Source organism: Streptomyces sp. NPDC048514 (genome assembly GCF_043199955.1).
In the GTDB taxonomy this organism is placed as follows: Bacteria; Actinomycetota; Actinomycetes; order Streptomycetales; family Streptomycetaceae; genus Streptomyces.
In genome coordinates this window covers 251,041-267,659 of the sequence record NZ_JBICWT010000001.1, presented here as the reverse complement: position 1 = coordinate 267,659, position 16,619 = coordinate 251,041, and the positions used below count along the sequence as shown (strand labels likewise).

At 73.5% G+C, this 16,619-nt stretch carries 12 protein-coding genes and 1 pseudogene; 9 read left to right on the top strand and 4 right to left on the bottom strand.

What is annotated here, in order from left to right:
- Positions 1–60: 60 nt before the first annotated feature.
- A complete protein-coding gene (locus ACGFT2_RS01135) occupies positions 61–834 on the bottom strand; it encodes an MHYT domain-containing protein (protein ID WP_393272180.1) in 774 nt (257 codons plus the stop codon).
- Positions 835–986: 152 nt separating this feature from the next.
- Here ACGFT2_RS01135 and ACGFT2_RS01130 point away from each other — a divergent pair, with 152 nt between their 5' ends.
- On the top strand, positions 987–1,586 hold the full coding sequence (locus ACGFT2_RS01130) for a class I SAM-dependent methyltransferase (RefSeq protein WP_393272178.1): 600 nt from the start codon (positions 987–989) through the stop codon (positions 1,584–1,586).
- A gap of 13 nt (positions 1,587–1,599) precedes the next feature.
- On the opposite strand, the gene ACGFT2_RS01125 is transcribed toward ACGFT2_RS01130, so the two are convergent.
- A complete protein-coding gene (locus ACGFT2_RS01125; RefSeq protein WP_393272176.1) occupies positions 1,600–2,355 on the bottom strand; it encodes an alpha/beta fold hydrolase in 756 nt (251 codons plus the stop codon).
- Between the two features lie 145 nt (positions 2,356–2,500).
- On the opposite strand from ACGFT2_RS01125, the gene ACGFT2_RS01120 reads away from it, so the two are divergent.
- Together ACGFT2_RS01120 and ACGFT2_RS01115 are read left to right on the top strand one after the other, a co-directional pair.
- A complete protein-coding gene (locus ACGFT2_RS01120; RefSeq protein WP_393272175.1) occupies positions 2,501–3,034 on the top strand; it encodes a PadR family transcriptional regulator in 534 nt (177 codons plus the stop codon).
- A 305-nt stretch (positions 3,035–3,339) separates the two neighbouring features.
- Positions 3,340–4,371, top strand: coding sequence for a hypothetical protein (locus ACGFT2_RS01115; RefSeq protein WP_393272173.1), 1,032 nt, complete (start codon positions 3,340–3,342; stop codon positions 4,369–4,371).
- Between the two features lie 311 nt (positions 4,372–4,682).
- Here the strand turns inward: ACGFT2_RS01115 and ACGFT2_RS01110 are convergent, their stop codons facing one another.
- The gene (locus tag ACGFT2_RS01110) at positions 4,683–4,865 is read right to left on the bottom strand and encodes a hypothetical protein (RefSeq protein ID WP_393272172.1); all 183 of its coding nucleotides are present in this window, start codon (positions 4,863–4,865) and stop codon (positions 4,683–4,685) included.
- A 258-nt stretch (positions 4,866–5,123) separates the two neighbouring features.
- Between ACGFT2_RS01110 and ACGFT2_RS01105 the strand changes: the two are divergent.
- A pseudogene (locus ACGFT2_RS01105) lies at positions 5,124–8,110 on the top strand (SNF2-related protein).
- Entirely contained in the window at positions 8,110–9,384 is a 1,275-nt protein-coding gene (locus ACGFT2_RS01100; RefSeq protein WP_393272170.1) for an SWF or SNF family helicase, read from the top strand. Before ACGFT2_RS01105 ends, ACGFT2_RS01100 begins: the two are co-directional and overlap by 1 nt.
- Before the next feature lie 3 nt (positions 9,385–9,387).
- On the opposite strand, the gene xylA is transcribed toward ACGFT2_RS01100, so the two are convergent.
- Positions 9,388–10,554, bottom strand: coding sequence for a xylose isomerase (xylA, locus tag ACGFT2_RS01095; protein ID WP_393272168.1), 1,167 nt, complete (start codon positions 10,552–10,554; stop codon positions 9,388–9,390).
- A gap of 124 nt (positions 10,555–10,678) precedes the next feature.
- Between xylA and xylB the strand changes: the two genes are divergently transcribed.
- From xylB to ACGFT2_RS01075, 4 genes are all read left to right on the top strand, one after another.
- Entirely contained in the window at positions 10,679–12,160 is a 1,482-nt protein-coding gene (gene xylB, locus ACGFT2_RS01090) for a xylulokinase (protein ID WP_393272166.1), read from the top strand.
- A 7-nt stretch (positions 12,161–12,167) separates the two neighbouring features.
- A complete protein-coding gene (locus tag ACGFT2_RS01085) occupies positions 12,168–13,376 on the top strand; it encodes an ROK family protein (RefSeq protein ID WP_393272164.1) in 1,209 nt (402 codons plus the stop codon).
- Positions 13,377–14,539: 1,163 nt separating this feature from the next.
- The gene (locus ACGFT2_RS01080) at positions 14,540–15,139 is read left to right on the top strand and encodes an N-acetylmuramoyl-L-alanine amidase (RefSeq protein WP_393272162.1); all 600 of its coding nucleotides are present in this window, start codon (positions 14,540–14,542) and stop codon (positions 15,137–15,139) included.
- 139 nt (positions 15,140–15,278) lie between these two features.
- Complete coding sequence (locus ACGFT2_RS01075) at positions 15,279–16,586, top strand: transcriptional regulator (protein ID WP_393272160.1); 1,308 nt, start codon at positions 15,279–15,281, stop codon at positions 16,584–16,586.
- Positions 16,587–16,619: the final 33 nt, after the last annotated feature.

Below are 16,619 nucleotides of genomic sequence, written 5' to 3'. Positions count from 1 at the left end.
CCTCCTCGTTCGGGACGTGGGTCGGGACGCTCGGGCCGGCTGCCGCCGAGCCGGCTTCCGCTAGCGGGCGAGGATGTCGACGGGCCGCTGGGCGGAGGCGGACGCCTCGCGCTCGTCGGCCGTGGGCGAGAGGGCGACGAAGGCCGAGGTGATGAACAGGTAGGAACCGAGGCCCACGGCGAGAGGGAAGATGAACTGCATCGCCGTGGCCCCGGAGAGGGCGTCGCCGGACGGGTCAACCCGCACGCTCACCGCGAACATCCCGGTGTAGTGCATGCTGCTGACCGCCGCGCCCATACCCAGCGAAGCGACGGTGACGGCGAGGGGTGACCTGATGTCGAGTGCGGCCCACAGGGCGGCCGTCGCGGCCACCACCGCGATCGCGACCGACACTCCGACGAGGATCGGGTCGTAGCGGACGTGGCCGTGCAGCCGGACCGCCGCCATGCCGAGGTAGTGCATGCTGGCGACGCCCAGCCCGGTGGTGAGTCCGCCGCACAGCAGCGCCCGGTAGCGGCCGCGGCTGTAGCCGACGGCGAAGACGCCGGCGAAGACGACGACCATGGCGACGAGGAGGCTGAGGATGGTCAGCGGCACGTCGTAGCGGATGTCGGTGCCGCTGACGCGGAAGCCGAGCATGGCCACGAAGTGCATCGTCCAGATGCCCGTCCCGATCGCGGAGGCGGCGGTGACGAGCCAGTTGCGGCGCGATCGGCCGGTGGCGGCCAGCGCGCGGACGGTGCAGCGCAGTCCCAGTGCGGCGCCCACACAGGCCATGAGGTACGACAGCACGGGTGTCAGCCAGCCGAAGGCGGCGTGGTCCAGGTGTCCCATGGGCCCGGGACGCTAGCCGGGGCAGGGGCGCACGACGGGGGCGCATTTCGAAAACTGTTGGAATATGACATGGAGATGAGACGGAACGATCGCGTCCCGCTCGAACATGCGCGCAGAGACATCCCTCGTGTCGGTGAGGAATCATGCGGGACATGAGCGACGACCACACACGTGTCCAGGAGTTCTTCACCGCCCGGGCGGCCGGCTGGGACGGCAGGTTCCCCGACGACGGCCCCGCATACGCGGCCGCCGTGGCCGATCTCGGTCTGCGCGCCGGCGACCGCGTGCTGGACGCGGGCTGTGGAACGGGGCGCGCCCTGCCGCCCCTGCGTGCCGCCGTGGGGCCCTCGGGGGTGGTGGTGGGCGCGGATCTGACGCCGGCGATGCTGCAGGCCGCCACACGGGCGGGCCGGGACCGGGACGGGCGGCTGCTGCTCGCGGACGTGTCCGCGCTGCCGCTGCGGTCGGGGTCCCTGGACGCCGTCTTCGCGGCCGGCTTGATCGCGCACCTGCCACGCCCGGCGGACAACCTGAGGGAACTGGCCCGTGCCGTGAGGCCGGACGGCACGCTCGCGCTGTTCCACCCCATCGGCCGGGCGGCCCTGGCAGCCCGTCAGGGCCGCCGGATCACGTCCGATGACCTGCGGGCCGAGGCGAACCTCGGTCCGCTGCTCGCCCGTTCTGGGTGGCGCATGACGTCGTACACGGACGCGGACGCCCGCTTCCTCGCCCTCGCGGTACGGGAGAGCTGACCGCCGGGGCGGGTCAGGCCGCGCAGGCGACGGCCGCCGCGAAGGCGTCGGGGTTGTCGAACATGACGTTGTGCCCGGCGCCGGGGACCGTCACCACCCGTACCCCTGCGGCCTCCAGCCGGTCCCTGCCGTCGAGTTCTCCGCTGCGCCCGCCCTGGAGGTAGACGCGCTCCACGGCGAGTTCCTCCAGGATCGAGCGCATCACGGGAGTCGAGCCCCGCCGCAGTCCGACGGCACTGCGGTGCAGAGCGCGCGGGTCGGTCAGCCGCATGGTGGCCGCCCACACCGGGCCGACCGCGTGCAGCATGCGCGCGTACTGCTTCTCGACGAACTCGTCCTCCCCGAAGGACGCGATCGCGCCGCTGGCGGCGGTCAGGGGCGGGAAGGCGTCCAGATTGGCCTCCGTCAGGACCAGCCGTGACACGAGGCCGGGCCACCGGTGCGCCAGGACGATGGCGACGGCACCGCCCATGCTGTGCCCGATCAGCTCGGCGCCGGCGACTTCCGCCTGATCGAGGGCCGCGGCGACGGCGTCGGCGTGTTCCTCCAGCGTGTAGCCGAAGTGCTGCGGCCGGTCGCTGAGGCCGTGCCCGGGCAGGTCCACGAAGAGGCTGCGTCTTCCGGCGAGTTCGGGACGGGCCGCGATGTGCGCGTGGTAGGCGGTGCACATCGAGCCGAGCCCGTGCAGATACACCCGCGCGGGTTCCGCTCCCGGCACCTCGGTCCAGCGAATCCGGCTTCCTTCGCTGTCGAACGTGGCCTGCTTCACCGTTCCCCTCCCTGACGCTGCCGCCGCCTGAGCCGCCTGAGCCGCCTGAGCCGCCTGAGCCGCCGACAATACATCGGTAACGATGTATAGCGGTACCGTGCCCTTGTCAGGTCGATGCATGGCGCCGTGGGGAACAATGCGGGCCATGCTCGAACTCGCCATCCTCGGCTTCCTGTACGGCGCCCCGCTGCACGGCTATGTCCTGCGCCGTCACATCGCCGCGCTCACCGGCCACGTACGCCCCATCGCCGAGAGCACGCTGTATCCGGCGATCAAGCGTCTGGAGAAGGCGGGCCTGCTGGTGCGAACCCCCGAGCCGGGCGCCGTGGCGGCACCACGCCATGTCCTGAGACTGACCGAGGACGGCGGACGTGAGCTCAAGCGCCGGCTCGCCGAGCCCGGGCAGCGCGAGATCACCGACGAGAACCAGTGGTTCACCCTGCTCGCCTTCCTGCGGCATCTGGACGACCCCGCCGCCCAGGCGACGGTTCTGCGGCGCCGGCTGGCCTTCCTGGAGGAGCCTGCGAGCTTCTTCTACGATGGCGACCGGCCACTGTCCGCCGAGGAGTTGGACGACCCGTTCCGGCGCGGTCTGCTCACCATCGCGCGCGCCACGAGCCGGGCTGAACTCGCCTGGCTGCGCGACACCCTCGCGTCACTCGACGGGGCCGCCCTCTGATGCTTCCGGGGTGCGGAGAAAGGCAGGTTCCACGACATCTGGACACGACCTGTTCGAAGCGGCGGCCGTCCGTACGACTGCCGGCGCGGAGCACGACGACCGGCTCGAGACGGCGCAGCCCGGGGCACCGCGGCACACACCTTCCCGGCTGACGGCGGTCCGCCGGAACATCACTCGCCCGCCGTGGTCGATTCGCCCCCGTCCAGGCGGAAACCTGCAGCTCCGCGCGGTGTGCGGAGTCGTGACAAGGGCCTTCACCTGGCACTAGGGTGCGCGCCGATGGAAGAACCACTGGGGAGGCTGTGATGGCCGGAACAGACGACGAGGCCGTCGCCGCCGCGGACGATGCGCTGTATGTGCTGACGGCGGTACTGCTGACGCCTGCGAAGTTTCCGAGCGTGCTGGGCGACGACTACCCGGAGGCCTGCGCCGCGCTGGGACTGCCGCCGCGCGCCGACGGGTACGGCCTGGTGCTGGGCCAGGACGGCGACGGCGCCCGCTGGACGGTCGTCATCGACGACGTCTCGCTGGTGGCGGTGGCGATCGCGTCATGGGACTGCGGCATGGAGTACGAGCTGTCGCCGGACGAGCGCGCGGTCGTGACCGCTCTGCCCGGCTGGCCCCTGGCCGTCGCGGTGGCGGCACCCGGCGTCCCCGCGCCGCACGACCCCCCACCCGAGATCGCGGACCGGCCCCCGCTCAGCCCGCCGGACACCAGCTTCTGGGGGCCCGCCCAGCGGCGCCTCGGCGCCGACGAGATAGCACTGCAGTGGGCCGCATGGCGGGAGCAGATCGACGACACGGAGTTCTCCGGGGCGAGCGAGCAGGCACGGCCGGAATCGGCGGAGCCGGGGACCGGGTCGGCGGGGCCGGGACCGGCGGAGCCGGGATCTGTGGGGTCGGCGGAGCCGGGATCCGCGGGACCGGCGGGGCCGGGCGGGCCGGGATCCGCAGGACCGAGTGGACCGGGGCCGGGGGGAACCGACTCGCCAGGGTCGGCGGGAGCCGTGGCGACGGCCCCAGACGAGGATCGCGCATCTGAGGGTGAGGACGAGGCGCCGGCGAGGGGCCATCAGGGCGTTCGCCGGGTGCTCGCGGAGGCACGGGCCTATGTGGCCTCGCCGCCGCCGCTCGGCCGGGTGCGCTCGTCGTTCGCCCCGGGCGACGCCCGTACGCTGCGCGCCGACGGGCCGGGCTGGTCGATCGTGGCCCGCACCGACGACATCGCGTTCGTCCTGCTCGACGAGGAGCCCGGTGAGGTCCTGCCGATAGGCAGGGGCCCCGAGCTTCCGGGTCTGCTGGAGGCACTCGACAAGCTGGCCGCACGACCCCTGTGAGCCGAGGCCGCACGGGACGGGGCCGTGCGGGCCGCGGTCGTGCGGGCCGCGGTCGTGCGTGTGGAGGTCGTGCGGGCGGAGAGGCCAAGCCTGCCGAAGCCACGTGAGCCGAAATCGCGCGTGCGGAGGCGATCCCCGCCGAGGCCCGCACGAGCCGCGGTTTTGCGTGCGGAGGCGATTCCTGCCGAGGCCGCACGAGCCGATCGGCGCGGCGCCGCGAACCCTCGCAGGACCGCACCGAACGCGGCCACCTCAGCGCGAGGCCCGGGCCCCGCCCAGTCGCCGCCACCTCGGGACCACCCCGCCGGCCTTCAGCGCCCGAGTTCCTTGCGGCCGACTCGGCGTAGCCGGCGCCGCTGCGAGGGGTCCAGAGCCAGGTAGGCCGCCACCGGAACCCCCACCACGATCAGGAACGCCACCCACCAGGGCAGCCATATCAACAGGATGAGCCCGACCGCCACGCCGCCCACGGCGATCTTCGCGTTCTTGGACATGAGCGTCCCTCCTTCACGGCCTCTGCCGCTCTCTGCTCTGAAAACGGCCCCCCGCATCCCACGGTTCCAGGAGCCGACCCTGAGACAACCCTGAAGCCCGCCCTTAATGGTGTCACCGGCCGGCGGTGCCGCCGATACCGCGGCCCGGCGGAGACAACGGCCGGCGTCAGGATCGCCGTCCGCCGGGGCCTCTCCTCGCGGTGCTGTACTCTCGACCACCCCGACTGAGTAGTCAAATTTGAGGAGTACGCCAGAGCTGTGCAGAGGATTCCCACCGCACCACCCGCCGGACTGTCCGAACTCGCCCGCTGTCACACCGTGTTCCTGCCCGCCGACCCCGCCCGGGAGGGCCGCTTCGCCTTCTGGCGGACCGATGGCAGCGCCTTCTGGCAGAGGGACGGCCTCGCCTTCGGGCAGACGGACGGCGAGGCCCCTCCCAGCGTCACGGACAGCTCCGTGGCGGACCTGGACGTCGTCGTCCCCGCGGCAGACGGTGGCGTGGAACGGCGTCGTTCGTCCGCCCTCGTCGTACCCGTGCACAGCGCGCTTCCGTTGCTCGCGCAGGCGCGTGAGCTGCGGCGGCAAGGACGGTCCGCCGTCTTCTGGGACACGGCCCGGCTGCTGGCGCTGCACTTCCTGGCGCGCGGCCTGCTCCTGCCGGGCCTCTCCCCGGCGAGCACGACGCCTGGCGGGTCGGGCCGTTGTCCGGTCGTGACACGGAGCTGGTCCGTGCTCTCACCGCCGCCATGCCTCCGGAGGCGCACGCCGTGCCCCTCACGGTGGACGGCCGGCCCCTGCTGCCCGCCCCGGAGCGGCTGCTGCGCGCCTTCCTGGACGCCGTCGCCGACACGCTGCCGCGTTCTCCCGCCGCCGCCATGGTGACGGGCGGGGCGGCGTACGCCGTGGCCGAGCCGCAGCGACTGCCCGCTCTGCGGACGTGGGCCGACGACGTCGCCGCCGGCCATGACGCGGGCGTGCGGCTGTCGCTGCGGGTGGAGGCGTCGGGTCTCGACGACGCGGCCCCGCAGGACGATCCTCCGGTCCGATTCCGTGCGGTGCTCCAGGTACACGGGCCGGGCGGAGCGCCGGACGTGATGGACGCGGCCGGCCTGTGGACCGCTGGGGCCGGGCGCGACGCGTTCGGCGCGGACACCGCCTTCGGTACCGGCGACGCGTCCGGCGCTGGCCCCTCGTCCGGTGCCGATGGCGCGTTCGGTCCACGCGCGCGTGCGGACGCGCTGCTCGCGCTGCGCCGCGCGGCCCGGGCCTGGCCGCCACTGGCGCCTCTGCTGTCCGCCGCCGTCCCCGACGCGATGGACCTGGCCGACGACGAGATCACCGAACTTCTGGGCGAGGGTACGCGGGCACTGGCGTCGGCCGGGGTCGACGTGCACTGGCCGAAGCGGTTGCCGCGCGAGCTGAGCGTGCACGCGAGGCTCGGCCCTCCGGACGCCGGAACGACCGGACCGGGGTGCGCCCCGAACCCGTCCTCGTTCCTCACGGCGGAGCCCGGGGTCGCCCTGGGCTGGTCGTTCGCACTGGGCGGTCGAGAGCTCTCCCGGGAGGAGCTGGACCGGCTGGCGGTAGCGAAACGCCCTCTGGTGCGGCTGCAGGACGGATGGGTGCTGGTCGACCCGCGCACGGCGCAACGCGCCCTGGACCGGCCGGATCGCTCACTCGCTCCCGTCGAGGCACTGGCCGCCGCCTTGTCCGGCTCGGCGGAGATCGACGGCCAGGAGATCGACGTAAGGACCACGGGGTGGCTGGAGGGGCTCCGGGAACGGCTCGCGGACACCAGGACGGCGCGGACGGTCGAGCAGCCGCCGGGCCTGGCCGCCGAGCTGCGGGACTATCAGCTGCGGGGCCTGGACTGGCTGGTCCGCACGACCTCCCTCGGCCTGGGCTGCTGCCTCGCCGACGACATGGGTCTGGGCAAGACGATCACCCTCGTCGCCCTGCATCTGCACCGGCAGACGGACGCCTCGGCGGCCGGTCCCACCCTCGTCGTCTGCCCCGCCTCCCTGCTCGGCAACTGGCAGCGCGAGATCGAGCGTTTCGCGCCCGGTGCGGCACTGCGCCGGTTCCACGGGGCCGGGCGCGACCTCGGTTCCGTAGGCGCCGGGGAGTTCGTGCTGACCACGTACGGCACGATGCGCCTGGACACCGAACGGCTCGCCGCGGTGCCGTGGGGCATGGTGGTGGCCGATGAGGCGCAGCATGTGAAGAATCCCTATTCGGCGACCGCGCGGGCGCTGCGTTCCATCGGCGCACGCGCACGCGTGGCGCTCACCGGCACTCCGGTGGAGAACAGTCTGACCGACCTGTGGGCCATCCTCGACTGGACGACACCCGGTCTGCTCGGCCGCAGCCTCGGCACCTTCCGCACGCGGTACGCGCAGCAGGTCGAGGGCGGCCGGGACCCCGGCGGCGCCCAGCGGCTCGCGCGGCTCGTCCGGCCGTTCCTGCTGCGGCGGCGCAAGTCGGACCCGGGCATCGCCCCCGAGCTGCCCCCGAAGACCGAGACCGACCGTCCCGTGGCCCTGACCGGCGAACAGGCCGGGCTCTACGAAGCGTTGGTCCGCGAGACGCTGGACCGGATCGCGGCCACCGACGGCATGGCCCGGCGGGGACTGATCGTGGGGTTGCTGACCGGCCTGAAGCAGATCTGCAACCACCCGGCGCAGTTCCTCAAGGAGGACGACGCCCGGCTCTCCGGGCGCTCGGGAAAGCTGGAACTGCTGGACGAACTGCTCGACGCGATGCTGGCGGAGGGCTCCGGCGTTCTGGTCTTCACTCAGTACGTGCGCATGGCCCGCCTGCTCGAACGGCATCTGGCGAACCGTGGGGTGCCTTCCCTCCTCCTGCACGGCGGCACCCCGGTCCCCGCGCGCGAGGAGATGGTGCGACGCTTCCAGGAGGGCGAGGTCCCGGTGTTCCTGCTGTCTCTGAAGGCCGCGGGGACCGGTCTGAACCTGACCCGCGCCGAACACGTCGTGCACTACGACCGCTGGTGGAATCCGGCGGTCGAGGCGCAGGCCACCGACCGCGCGTACCGCATCGGGCAGACCCGTCCGGTGCAGGTGCACCGGTTGATCGCCGAGGGGACCCTGGAGGACCGGATCGCTCAGATGCTGGGCCGCAAGCGCGAGTTGGCCGAAGCCGTGCTCGGCGCCGGCGAGGACGCGCCGACGGAACTGACGGACGCGGAACTGGCCGCACTGGTGGAACTGCGCGGGGAGGCGTGATGAGCCGCGAGGGCGACGAACACGACCAGGATGCGGGGCACACGGCGGCCGCACTGCCGCCCACGCGCGGACGCGGATTCGCGCGGAGCTGGTGGGGACGCGCATGGCTGCGGGCCCTGGAGGACGCGGCCCTGGACGCGGCGGCGGTGAAGACCGGACGGCGGCTCGCGCGCGTGGGCGGCGTGGGCGCGGTGACGGTGCGGCCGGGCCGGGTCACCGCCGTAGTACGTGACGCGCAAGGCTCCGCGCACCGGGCCGATGTGCTGGTGCCGGAGCTGTCCGCACGGGAGTGGGGGCGGTTTCTGGATCTGGCCGTGGAGCAGGCCGGGCACATGGCCGCGCTGCTGGACGGGGAGCTGCCGCCGCACCTGGTCGAGGACGCGGCGGTGCACGGGATCGATCTGCTGCCGGGTCCGGGTGATCTGGATCCCGAGTGCGGCTGCGGCACCTGGGACCACTGCGGCCACACCGCCGCGCTGTGCCACCAGGTGGCGCGGCTGCTGGACGACGATCCGTTTCTGCTTCTGCTGATGCGCGGACGGGCGAAGGACGCGTTCCTGACGGAGCTGCACGTGCGCGGTACGGCGCCGAAATCATCCGCCGGCGTACCCGGGGCGGGCGGGGTGGACGCGGCGGAGGCGTGGGCGGCCTCGGACATTCTGCCCCCTCTGCCCGAGCTGCCGGGCCTCCCGCAGGCGCCCGGCACGCCACCCTGCCTCGGCGCCGGATCGGCACCGGACCCGGCGTCCGGCGTCGATCCGTCGGCTCTGGAACATCTGGCCGGCCGCACCGCGGTGGAGGCGTACCGTCTGCTGGCGCAGGACCTGTCCGCCGAACCGCGCAACGGCACTTGTCTGACGGCCGCGCAGGACGCCGTTCGGCTGGCCTGCGGTACGCCGCCCGGCGCCGTGACCGAGCGGCTCGCCGCCGGAACGGGGCGCGGTCGCGCGGGGCTCGCGCTGGCTGTCCGTGCCTGGCGGCTCGGAGGCGGCCCCGCCCTCGGCGTACTCGACGAGGAACGGCAGCTGGAGGACGCGGCCCTGGTACGCGCGCGGGCGGCCCTGGAAGGGGCCTGGGAGGCCGCCGAGCGGCCGCCGCTGCACAGGAGCGGAAACCGGTGGACCATCCCCGGCGGAGGGGTCCAGCTGCGGCTCGGCGGGGACGGCCGCTGGTGGCCGTACCGCGACGAGGGCGGGCACTGGGCCCCCACGGCCGGACCGGAGGGCGATCCCGCGACGGCCCTGGCCTCGACCGGTCACGGCACGCGCGCGTGAAGGTCAGCCCCGCGCCGCCAGGAGGTGGTCCATAGCCAGCTGGTCGAGTCGCTCGAAGGCCATGCCCCGGGCGGCGGCCGCTTCCACGTCGAAGTCCTCGAAGGCCGATCGGTCGGCGAGGAGGGACTGCAGGCCGTCGGCGGCGGTCGGCTGGGTCAGCTGGTCCAGCCGCGCGGCGCGCAAGGCCTCCTGTACCTCCGGGTCGGCGCGGAAGGCGGCCGAACGCTCCTTCAGGATGAGGTAGTTGCGCATGCAGCCGGCCGCCGACGCCCATACGCCGTCGAGGTCCTCGGTGCGCGGCGGCTTGAAGTCGAAGTGGCGAGGCCCTTCGTACCCGGCGCTCTCCAGCAGGTCGACGAGCCAGAAGGCGGCCCTCAGATCGCCGGCGCCGAACCGCAGGTCCTGGTCGTACTTGATGCCGGACTGGCCGTTGAGGTCGATGTGGAAGAGCTTGCCCGCCCACAGTGCCTGGGCGATGCCGTGCGGGAAGTTGAGGCCGGCCATCTGCTCGTGGCCGACCTCCGGATTCACTCCGTACAGCTCGGGGCGCTCCAGGCGCTCGATGAAGGCCAGCGCGTGGCCGACGGTGGGCAGCAGGATGTCGCCGCGCGGCTCGTTCGGCTTGGGCTCGATGGCGAAGCGGATGTCGTAGCCCTGCGTGGTGACGTACTCGCCGAGCAGGTCGAAGGCCTCCTTCATGCGGTCCAGGGCGGCGCGCACGTCCTTCGCGGCACCGGACTCGGCGCCCTCGCGACCGCCCCAGGCGACGTACGTCCCGGCCCCCAGCTCGACCGCGAGGTCGATGTTGCGGATCGTCTTGCGCAGCGCGTAGCGGCGCACGTCCCGGTCGTTCGCGGTGAAGGCGCCGTCCTTGAAGACGGGGTGCGTGAAGAGGTTCGTGGTGGCCATCGGCACCTTCATGCCGGCCGCGTCCAGGGCCTGGCGGAACCGCTTGACGTGCGCCTCGCGCTCGGTGTCCGAGGAGCCGAAGGGGATCAGGTCGTCGTCGTGGAAGGTCACGCCGTGGGCACCCAGCTCGGCCAGGCGCCGCACCGTCTCGACCGGGTCGAGGACCCGGCGGGTCGCGTCGCCGAACGGGTCCCTTCCCTGCCAGCCGACGGTCCACAGGCCGAAGGTGAACCTGTCCGCGGGGGTGGGCTGGTAGTTCATACCGCTGCTCCTCTGGGCTGCGTCCGACTATTTCGTCATCGCCATTTACAAATTAGTATGCGGGCACACCTCTGGGAAGAGACACGGTGTCTTCTGTCCAGAGTCGCGGAAGAGGGAGAGCCCGATGTCAGCAGCCGAGGGTCCGCTCGTCGTCGGCGTGGACACGTCCACCCAGTCCACGAAGGCGCTGGTCGTCGATGCGGCCACCGGGCAGGTCGTGGCGAGCGGCCAGGCGCCGCACACGGTGTCCGCCGGAGCCGGCCGGGAGAGCGATCCGCGCCAGTGGTGGGACGCCCTGTGCGCGGCGCTGCGCCAGTGCGGTGACGCGGCGCACGAGGCGGCGGCGGTGTCGGTCGGCGGACAGCAGCACGGTCTGGTCACCCTGGACGAGCGCGGCGAGCCGGTGCGCCCGGCACTGCTGTGGAACGACGTCCGGTCGGCCCCGCAGGCTCGTCGTCTGGTGGAGGAGCTGGGCGGTTCCAAGGCCTGGGCGGAGCGCACCGGCAGCGTGCCGGGGGCGTCGTTCACGGTCACTAAGTGGGCCTGGCTGACTGAACACGAGCCCGAGACGGTCCGCTCGACCAGGGCGGTACGTCTCCCCCACGACTACCTCACCGAGCGCCTGACCGGGGAGGGCACCACCGACCGCGGCGACGCCTCCGGCACCGGCTGGTGGGCGTCGGGGACGGAGGCGTACGACGAGGAGATCCTCGCGCACGTCGGCCTCGACCCGGCGGTCCTCCCCCGGGTGGTGCGCCCGGGGGAGCTGGCCGGCACCGTGCGTGACAGCCATGACCTGCCGTTCTCCAAGGGCACGCTGGTGGCGCCGGGCACCGGCGACAACGCGGCGGCGGCGCTGGGGCTCGGGCTGCGGCCCGGCACCCCGGTCCTCAGCCTCGGTACGTCCGGCACGGTGTACGCCGTCTCCGAACGACGTCCGACCGATCCCACCGGCACGGTGGCGGGCTTCGCCGACGCGCGCGGCGACTGGCTGCCCCTGGCCTGCACGCTGAACTGCACGCTCGCCGTGGACCGCGTCGCGACCCTGCTGGGCCTGGACCGGGAGGCGGTCCAGCCGGGTGGCTCGGTGACCCTGCTGCCCTACCTGGACGGCGAACGCACCCCGAACCTGCCGAACGCCTCCGGTGTGCTGCACGGGCTGCGGCACGACACGACGGCGGGCCAGTTGCTGCAGGCCGCCTACGACGGCGCGGTGTACGCGCTGCTCGGGGCCCTGGAGCTGGTTTTGGACGAGGACGCCGACCGCGGCACTCCACTGATCCTGATCGGCGGCGGGGCTCGCGGGGCGGCCTGGCAGCAGACCGTGCGCCGTCTGTCGGGGCGGCCCGTGCAGGTGCCACGAGCCGGGGAACCGGTCGCCCTGGGCGCGGCGGCGCAGGCGGCCGGCCTGCTGACCGGCGAGGATCCGGCGGCCGTGGCCCGGCGCTGGAACACCGCCGCGGGCCCGGTGCTGGAGGCCGTGGAGCGGGACCGGGAGACGCTGGGCAGGATCACCGGGGTACTCTCCGACGCGGCCCCGCTGCTGGAGCGGAGGACCGAGGCCCAGCCGCACGCCGAGAGCCGAGCGGCGGACGACGAGGACTGACGCAGGCATGACCGCACCGCCGCACGAGGGCCGCCAGCCGGGCAAGGGCCGCGCCCTGCCGGACACCCAGCGGGGCATGCGGCGCCGCAATCTGGCACGGGTCATGCACGCCGTCAGCGCCGAGGGCTCGCTGTCCCGGGCCGCGGTCGCCACACGGATCGGTCTGACGCGCGCGGCGGTGTCGACGCTCGTGGACGAGCTGATCCGCTGGGAACTGCTGGAGGAACTGGGCCCGGAACGGCCGGGCCGGGTGGGCCGGCCGGGGTCGGCGCTCGCCGTCAGCGGCCGTGGCCCGGCGGGGATCGGCGCGGAGATCGGCGTCGATCACCTGGCCGTGTGCGTGGTCGACCTGAGCGGAACGCTACGCGCGCGTGCCGTGCGACGAGGCGTCAACCGGGGCCGCGCACCCGAGCCGGTGACCGAGGAGCTGACGGCACTGATACGCCGGGTCGTCGCGCAGGCCGAACGGGAGGGCCTCTGGGCCGCCGGGCTCGCCGTCGCCGTTCCCGGACTGGTGGCCCGGGACGAAAGGACGGTCGTCCGTGCCCCGAACCTCGACTGGCACGACACGGACCTCGGCGCCCTGCTGCCCGGCTCATGGCCGCTGACCGTGGACAACGAGGCCAACTTCGGGGCTCTCGCGGAGCTGTGGCTCAGGGACGGCACCCCGCGTGACTTCGTGCATGTGTCGGCCGAGATCGGCATCGGCGGCGCGGTCGTCGTGGACGGCGGCCTGCTGCGCGGCACCCGGGGGTTCGCCGGCGAGCTGGGTCACGTACCCGTGCGGCCGGACGGTCCCGCCTGCCCCTGCGGCGGCCGTGGCTGCCTCGAGCAGTACGCCGGCGAGGAGGCGGTGTCACGCGCGGCGGGACTGGAACCTCGCGAGGACCTGGTGGGGCTGCTCGGGGAGCGTGCCGAGCAGGGAGACGAGAGGGTGCGGACGGCCCTGCAGGACGCCGGTACGGCACTCGGCATCGCCCTGACCGGGGTGGTGAACCTGCTCGACCCCGAGGCGGTGGTCCTGGGCGGCGCGCTGACCGGACTCGCGCCTTGGCTGCTGCCTTCGCTGGAGGCGGAGTTGAGCGGCCGCACGGCCGGTCCGGCCTGCCCGGTGACGGTGTCCGGGCTGGGGCCGGAGGGTCCGCTGCTCGGCGCGGCGCACTCGGTCGTCCGCGCTGTGCTGGACGACCCGGCGATGGTGGCCGAACGGCCCTGACCGCCTCCCACGAGGTCCGGCGCGGAGGACACCGCGAACGCTCCGGCACAGGGCGCCAGGCATCGCCGCGACGGCATCGGTGCGCCGGGGCCGCCGGCTGTCTGCTGTCTGCTGCCGGCCGTCTACTGCCGGCTGTCGGCTGCCGGCTGATGTACGTCGGCTGTCGGCCGCCGGCCGCAGGCTGGTGTACGTCGGGGTCCATGAAGCGGTAGCTCCCAGGCATCTGACGTCACAACACCTCGCCCTTCGGACAGCCCCGGACGGCGGTACGGATTCAGCCGAACGGGTGGCCGAGTTGTCCACAGGAGGTGACTCGTCCACGGAACCGCGACATGCCCTTCTGCCCAACCGGCCCGCGCCTTACCGTGATTCGAACGAGGCTCAGGCGACGGACCGTCACGGCCAGCCGCAAATCACGCGGATGGGCCGGCCGGGACTTGCGCGGATCGGCCGGCCTGCGTCTCGTGGATCGACCGGCCGGCACCCTCGCGCATCGAGGGGAACCACACGCCCGAAGTGACGGGCAGACATGGATGGGGGGGCACATGCACAGGGAACCGACGAAGGACCTCGGACCCACCGCAGACGCCACGGCCAGTGCCACTGCCACTGCCACTGCCAGTGCCCCTGCCCCTGCTCCTGCCCCTGCCCCTGCTCCTGCTCCTGCTCCTGCTCCTGCCACTGCCACTGCCACTGCCGGAACGGTCGTCGATCCGGCAGTCGGACCGGGGCGCGGCGCACCGCCCTGTTCCGGATGCGGGACGGCGGAGTCGAGCCTCTGCCGCTCCTCGATCCGACGCACGGCACGGCCCGTGCGGCTCCCGCCTGCGACGAACAGCGTGCTGATCGCGGACCTCCTCACGGGAACCGCTCCGTGGCGCCGCACGGAGTCGGACCCGCACGTCGGCTCCACCGGCTCGGCGCGCCCGCTGGAGGACGCCTTCCGCATATGCGCGGAGCGACCTGACGCAGAGGTTGATGCGCCGCCACGGCGCCGGCGAGCCGTGCGGCTCCGGCGGCCGTCGCTCGCACCGCGCGGCTGACCTCCGCGCCGTACCCACCGGAAACACCCCGGCACTGCCCCCAGAGCACCGATGGTCCGGCTGTCCGGCGCCGGGCCGCCGGCCGCGGCCCCCGACTCCCGAAAGGCCCCCATCATGGACATGGACCGCACGAAACCGCGTCTCAGTAGGCGTCGGCTCCTCAAGGGCGCGGCGCTGGCCGCCGTTCCCTGTGCGCTGCTCCCCGACCCGCAGGCCGGTGCACAGACCACCGCCGTCGACTACCCGGCCGCCGAGTGGCAGTCGGCGAGCACCTCCAACTACACGGCGTCCGACCGCCCGTACAGCTACACCGTCGACCGTGTGATCATCCACGTCACACAGGAGACGTACGGCGACACACTGGCGATCTTCAGGAACCCGGCCAAGAGGGTGTCCGCGCACTACCTGATCCGCTCGGCGGACGGGCACGTCGCGCAGTGCGTCCATGAGGCCGACGTCGCCTGGCACGCGGGCAACTGGGACTTCAACACCCACAGCATCGGGATCGAGCACGAGGGATGGGTGGACCAGCCCACCTACTTCACCGACGCCCTCTACGAGCAGTCGGCGAAGCTCACGGCGGCCGTCTGCGCCAAGTACGGCATCCCCAAAGACAGAGAGCACATCCTCGGCCACTCCCAGGTGCCGGGCACCGATCACACCGACCCGGGACCGAACTGGGACTGGGTCCGCTACATCCGGCTGGTCAACTTCGCCTAGCGCCGCCGGGCCGGCACGACATCGGGGACGGCGCCGCCCACCCGAGGGAACCGGCGTCGAACCGGTTGTCCGCGCGAACACCGCGAGTGACGATGGTCGCAGTCACATCACCGTCCATTCACCGTCCGGGGAGGCCGAGTTGACCGATCCGTGGGTGGCCCTGGAGCCGGGGGCCGACCCCGCCGAGCGTGTCCGTGTGCTGCGCCGGGCGCACGAGACGTTCACCACGGCGGGCACGGTGCCACGTCCGGTGCGGTCGGTGGTGGCGGCCTCCTGGCGGCGCAGCGCACGGGCCGGGGTCGGTCCGGACGGCACCGCGAGCGTGGAACTGACCGACGGCGACCTCGGCGCCTACCGGGCCGAGCATCCGCTGGCCCGGGTGATGCCACTGTTCCGTGAGCTGCTGGGTACGTTCGCCGCCGACGGCGAGCATCTGCTGGCGGTGTGCGACGCGCACGGCAGGCTGCTGTGGGTGGAGGGGCATCCGGCGACCCGCCGGCGGGCGGACGGGATGAACTTCGTGCCGGGCGCCCGCTGGTCGGAGTCGGCGGTCGGCACCAACGCTCCGGGCACCGCGGTCACCGTGGACCGGCCGGTGCAGGTGTTCGCCGCGGAGCACTTCATACGCCAGGTGCAGCCGTGGACATGCGCGGCCGCGCCCGTGCACGACCCGCGTACCGGACGGGTGCTGGGCGCCGTGGACATCACCGGCGGGGACGGGCTGGCGCATCCGCACAGTCTCGGTTTCGTCAAGGCGGTGGCGTGGGCCGCCGAGGCACAGCTCGCCCTGTTCACCCCACCAGGCCCCGCCGGGGACACGCCGTTGCTGACCGCGCTGGGCCGGGACGAGGCCGAACTGGTCCGGTGCGGGCGGCGGATGAGGCTCAGCCGCCGGCACAGCGAGCTCCTGGTGCTGCTCTCCCGGCACCCGGAGGGACTGACGGGCGACGAGCTGCTGTGCGCCCTGTACGCGGACGAGTCGGTGACCCCGGTGACGCTGCGGGCCGAACTCGCGCGGCTGCGCCGCCTGCTGGGCCCCGGGTCGCTCGCCTCACGGCCGTACCGGCTCACGGCGGCGGTCGACTCGGACGTCACCGTGGTGGAGCGGCGGCTGCGGGCGGGTGCGCTCACCGCGGCGGCGGAGGCGTACACCGGCCCGCTGCTGCCCGGTTCGCAGGCACCGGCGATCGTGCGGCTGCGCGAGCGGATCGCCGGCGGACTGCGCGCGGCGCTGATCGCCCACGGGGACCCGGACCTGCTGGCGGACTGGGCGCACGCGGTGTGGGGCGAGGACGACGTCGAGGTGTGGCGGGCGCTGGCCGGACAGCGGCCCACGGCCCCGGTGCGGGCCAGGCTCGCCGCGCTGGAGACGGAGCTGACGGTACCGGTCCCCGCGAGCCGGGCGCGGACCCGCGGCGCAACGTACTTGCAACGTCCGCCTGTCTAGCCTCGCGCCGAGAGCTGCCCAGCGGCGGGCAGT

Bases quoted from the DNA above. Each gene is read 5' to 3' on its own strand.
- ACGFT2_RS01135 (WP_393272180.1), bottom strand. From the start codon at position 834: ATGGGACACCTGGACCACGCCGCCTTCGGCTGGCTGACACCCGTGCTG.
- ACGFT2_RS01130 (WP_393272178.1), top strand. From the start codon at position 987: ATGAGCGACGACCACACACGTGTCCAGGAGTTCTTCACCGCCCGGGCG.
- ACGFT2_RS01120 (WP_393272175.1), top strand. From the start codon at position 2,501: ATGCTCGAACTCGCCATCCTCGGCTTCCTGTACGGCGCCCCGCTGCAC.
- ACGFT2_RS01115 (WP_393272173.1), top strand. From the start codon at position 3,340: ATGGCCGGAACAGACGACGAGGCCGTCGCCGCCGCGGACGATGCGCTG.
- ACGFT2_RS01110 (WP_393272172.1), bottom strand. From the start codon at position 4,865: ATGTCCAAGAACGCGAAGATCGCCGTGGGCGGCGTGGCGGTCGGGCTC.
- ACGFT2_RS01100 (WP_393272170.1), top strand. From the start codon at position 8,110: ATGAGCCGCGAGGGCGACGAACACGACCAGGATGCGGGGCACACGGCG.
- xylA (WP_393272168.1), bottom strand. From the start codon at position 10,554: ATGAACTACCAGCCCACCCCCGCGGACAGGTTCACCTTCGGCCTGTGG.
- xylB (WP_393272166.1), top strand. From the start codon at position 10,679: ATGTCAGCAGCCGAGGGTCCGCTCGTCGTCGGCGTGGACACGTCCACC.
- ACGFT2_RS01085 (WP_393272164.1), top strand. From the start codon at position 12,168: ATGACCGCACCGCCGCACGAGGGCCGCCAGCCGGGCAAGGGCCGCGCC.
- ACGFT2_RS01080 (WP_393272162.1), top strand. From the start codon at position 14,540: ATGGACCGCACGAAACCGCGTCTCAGTAGGCGTCGGCTCCTCAAGGGC.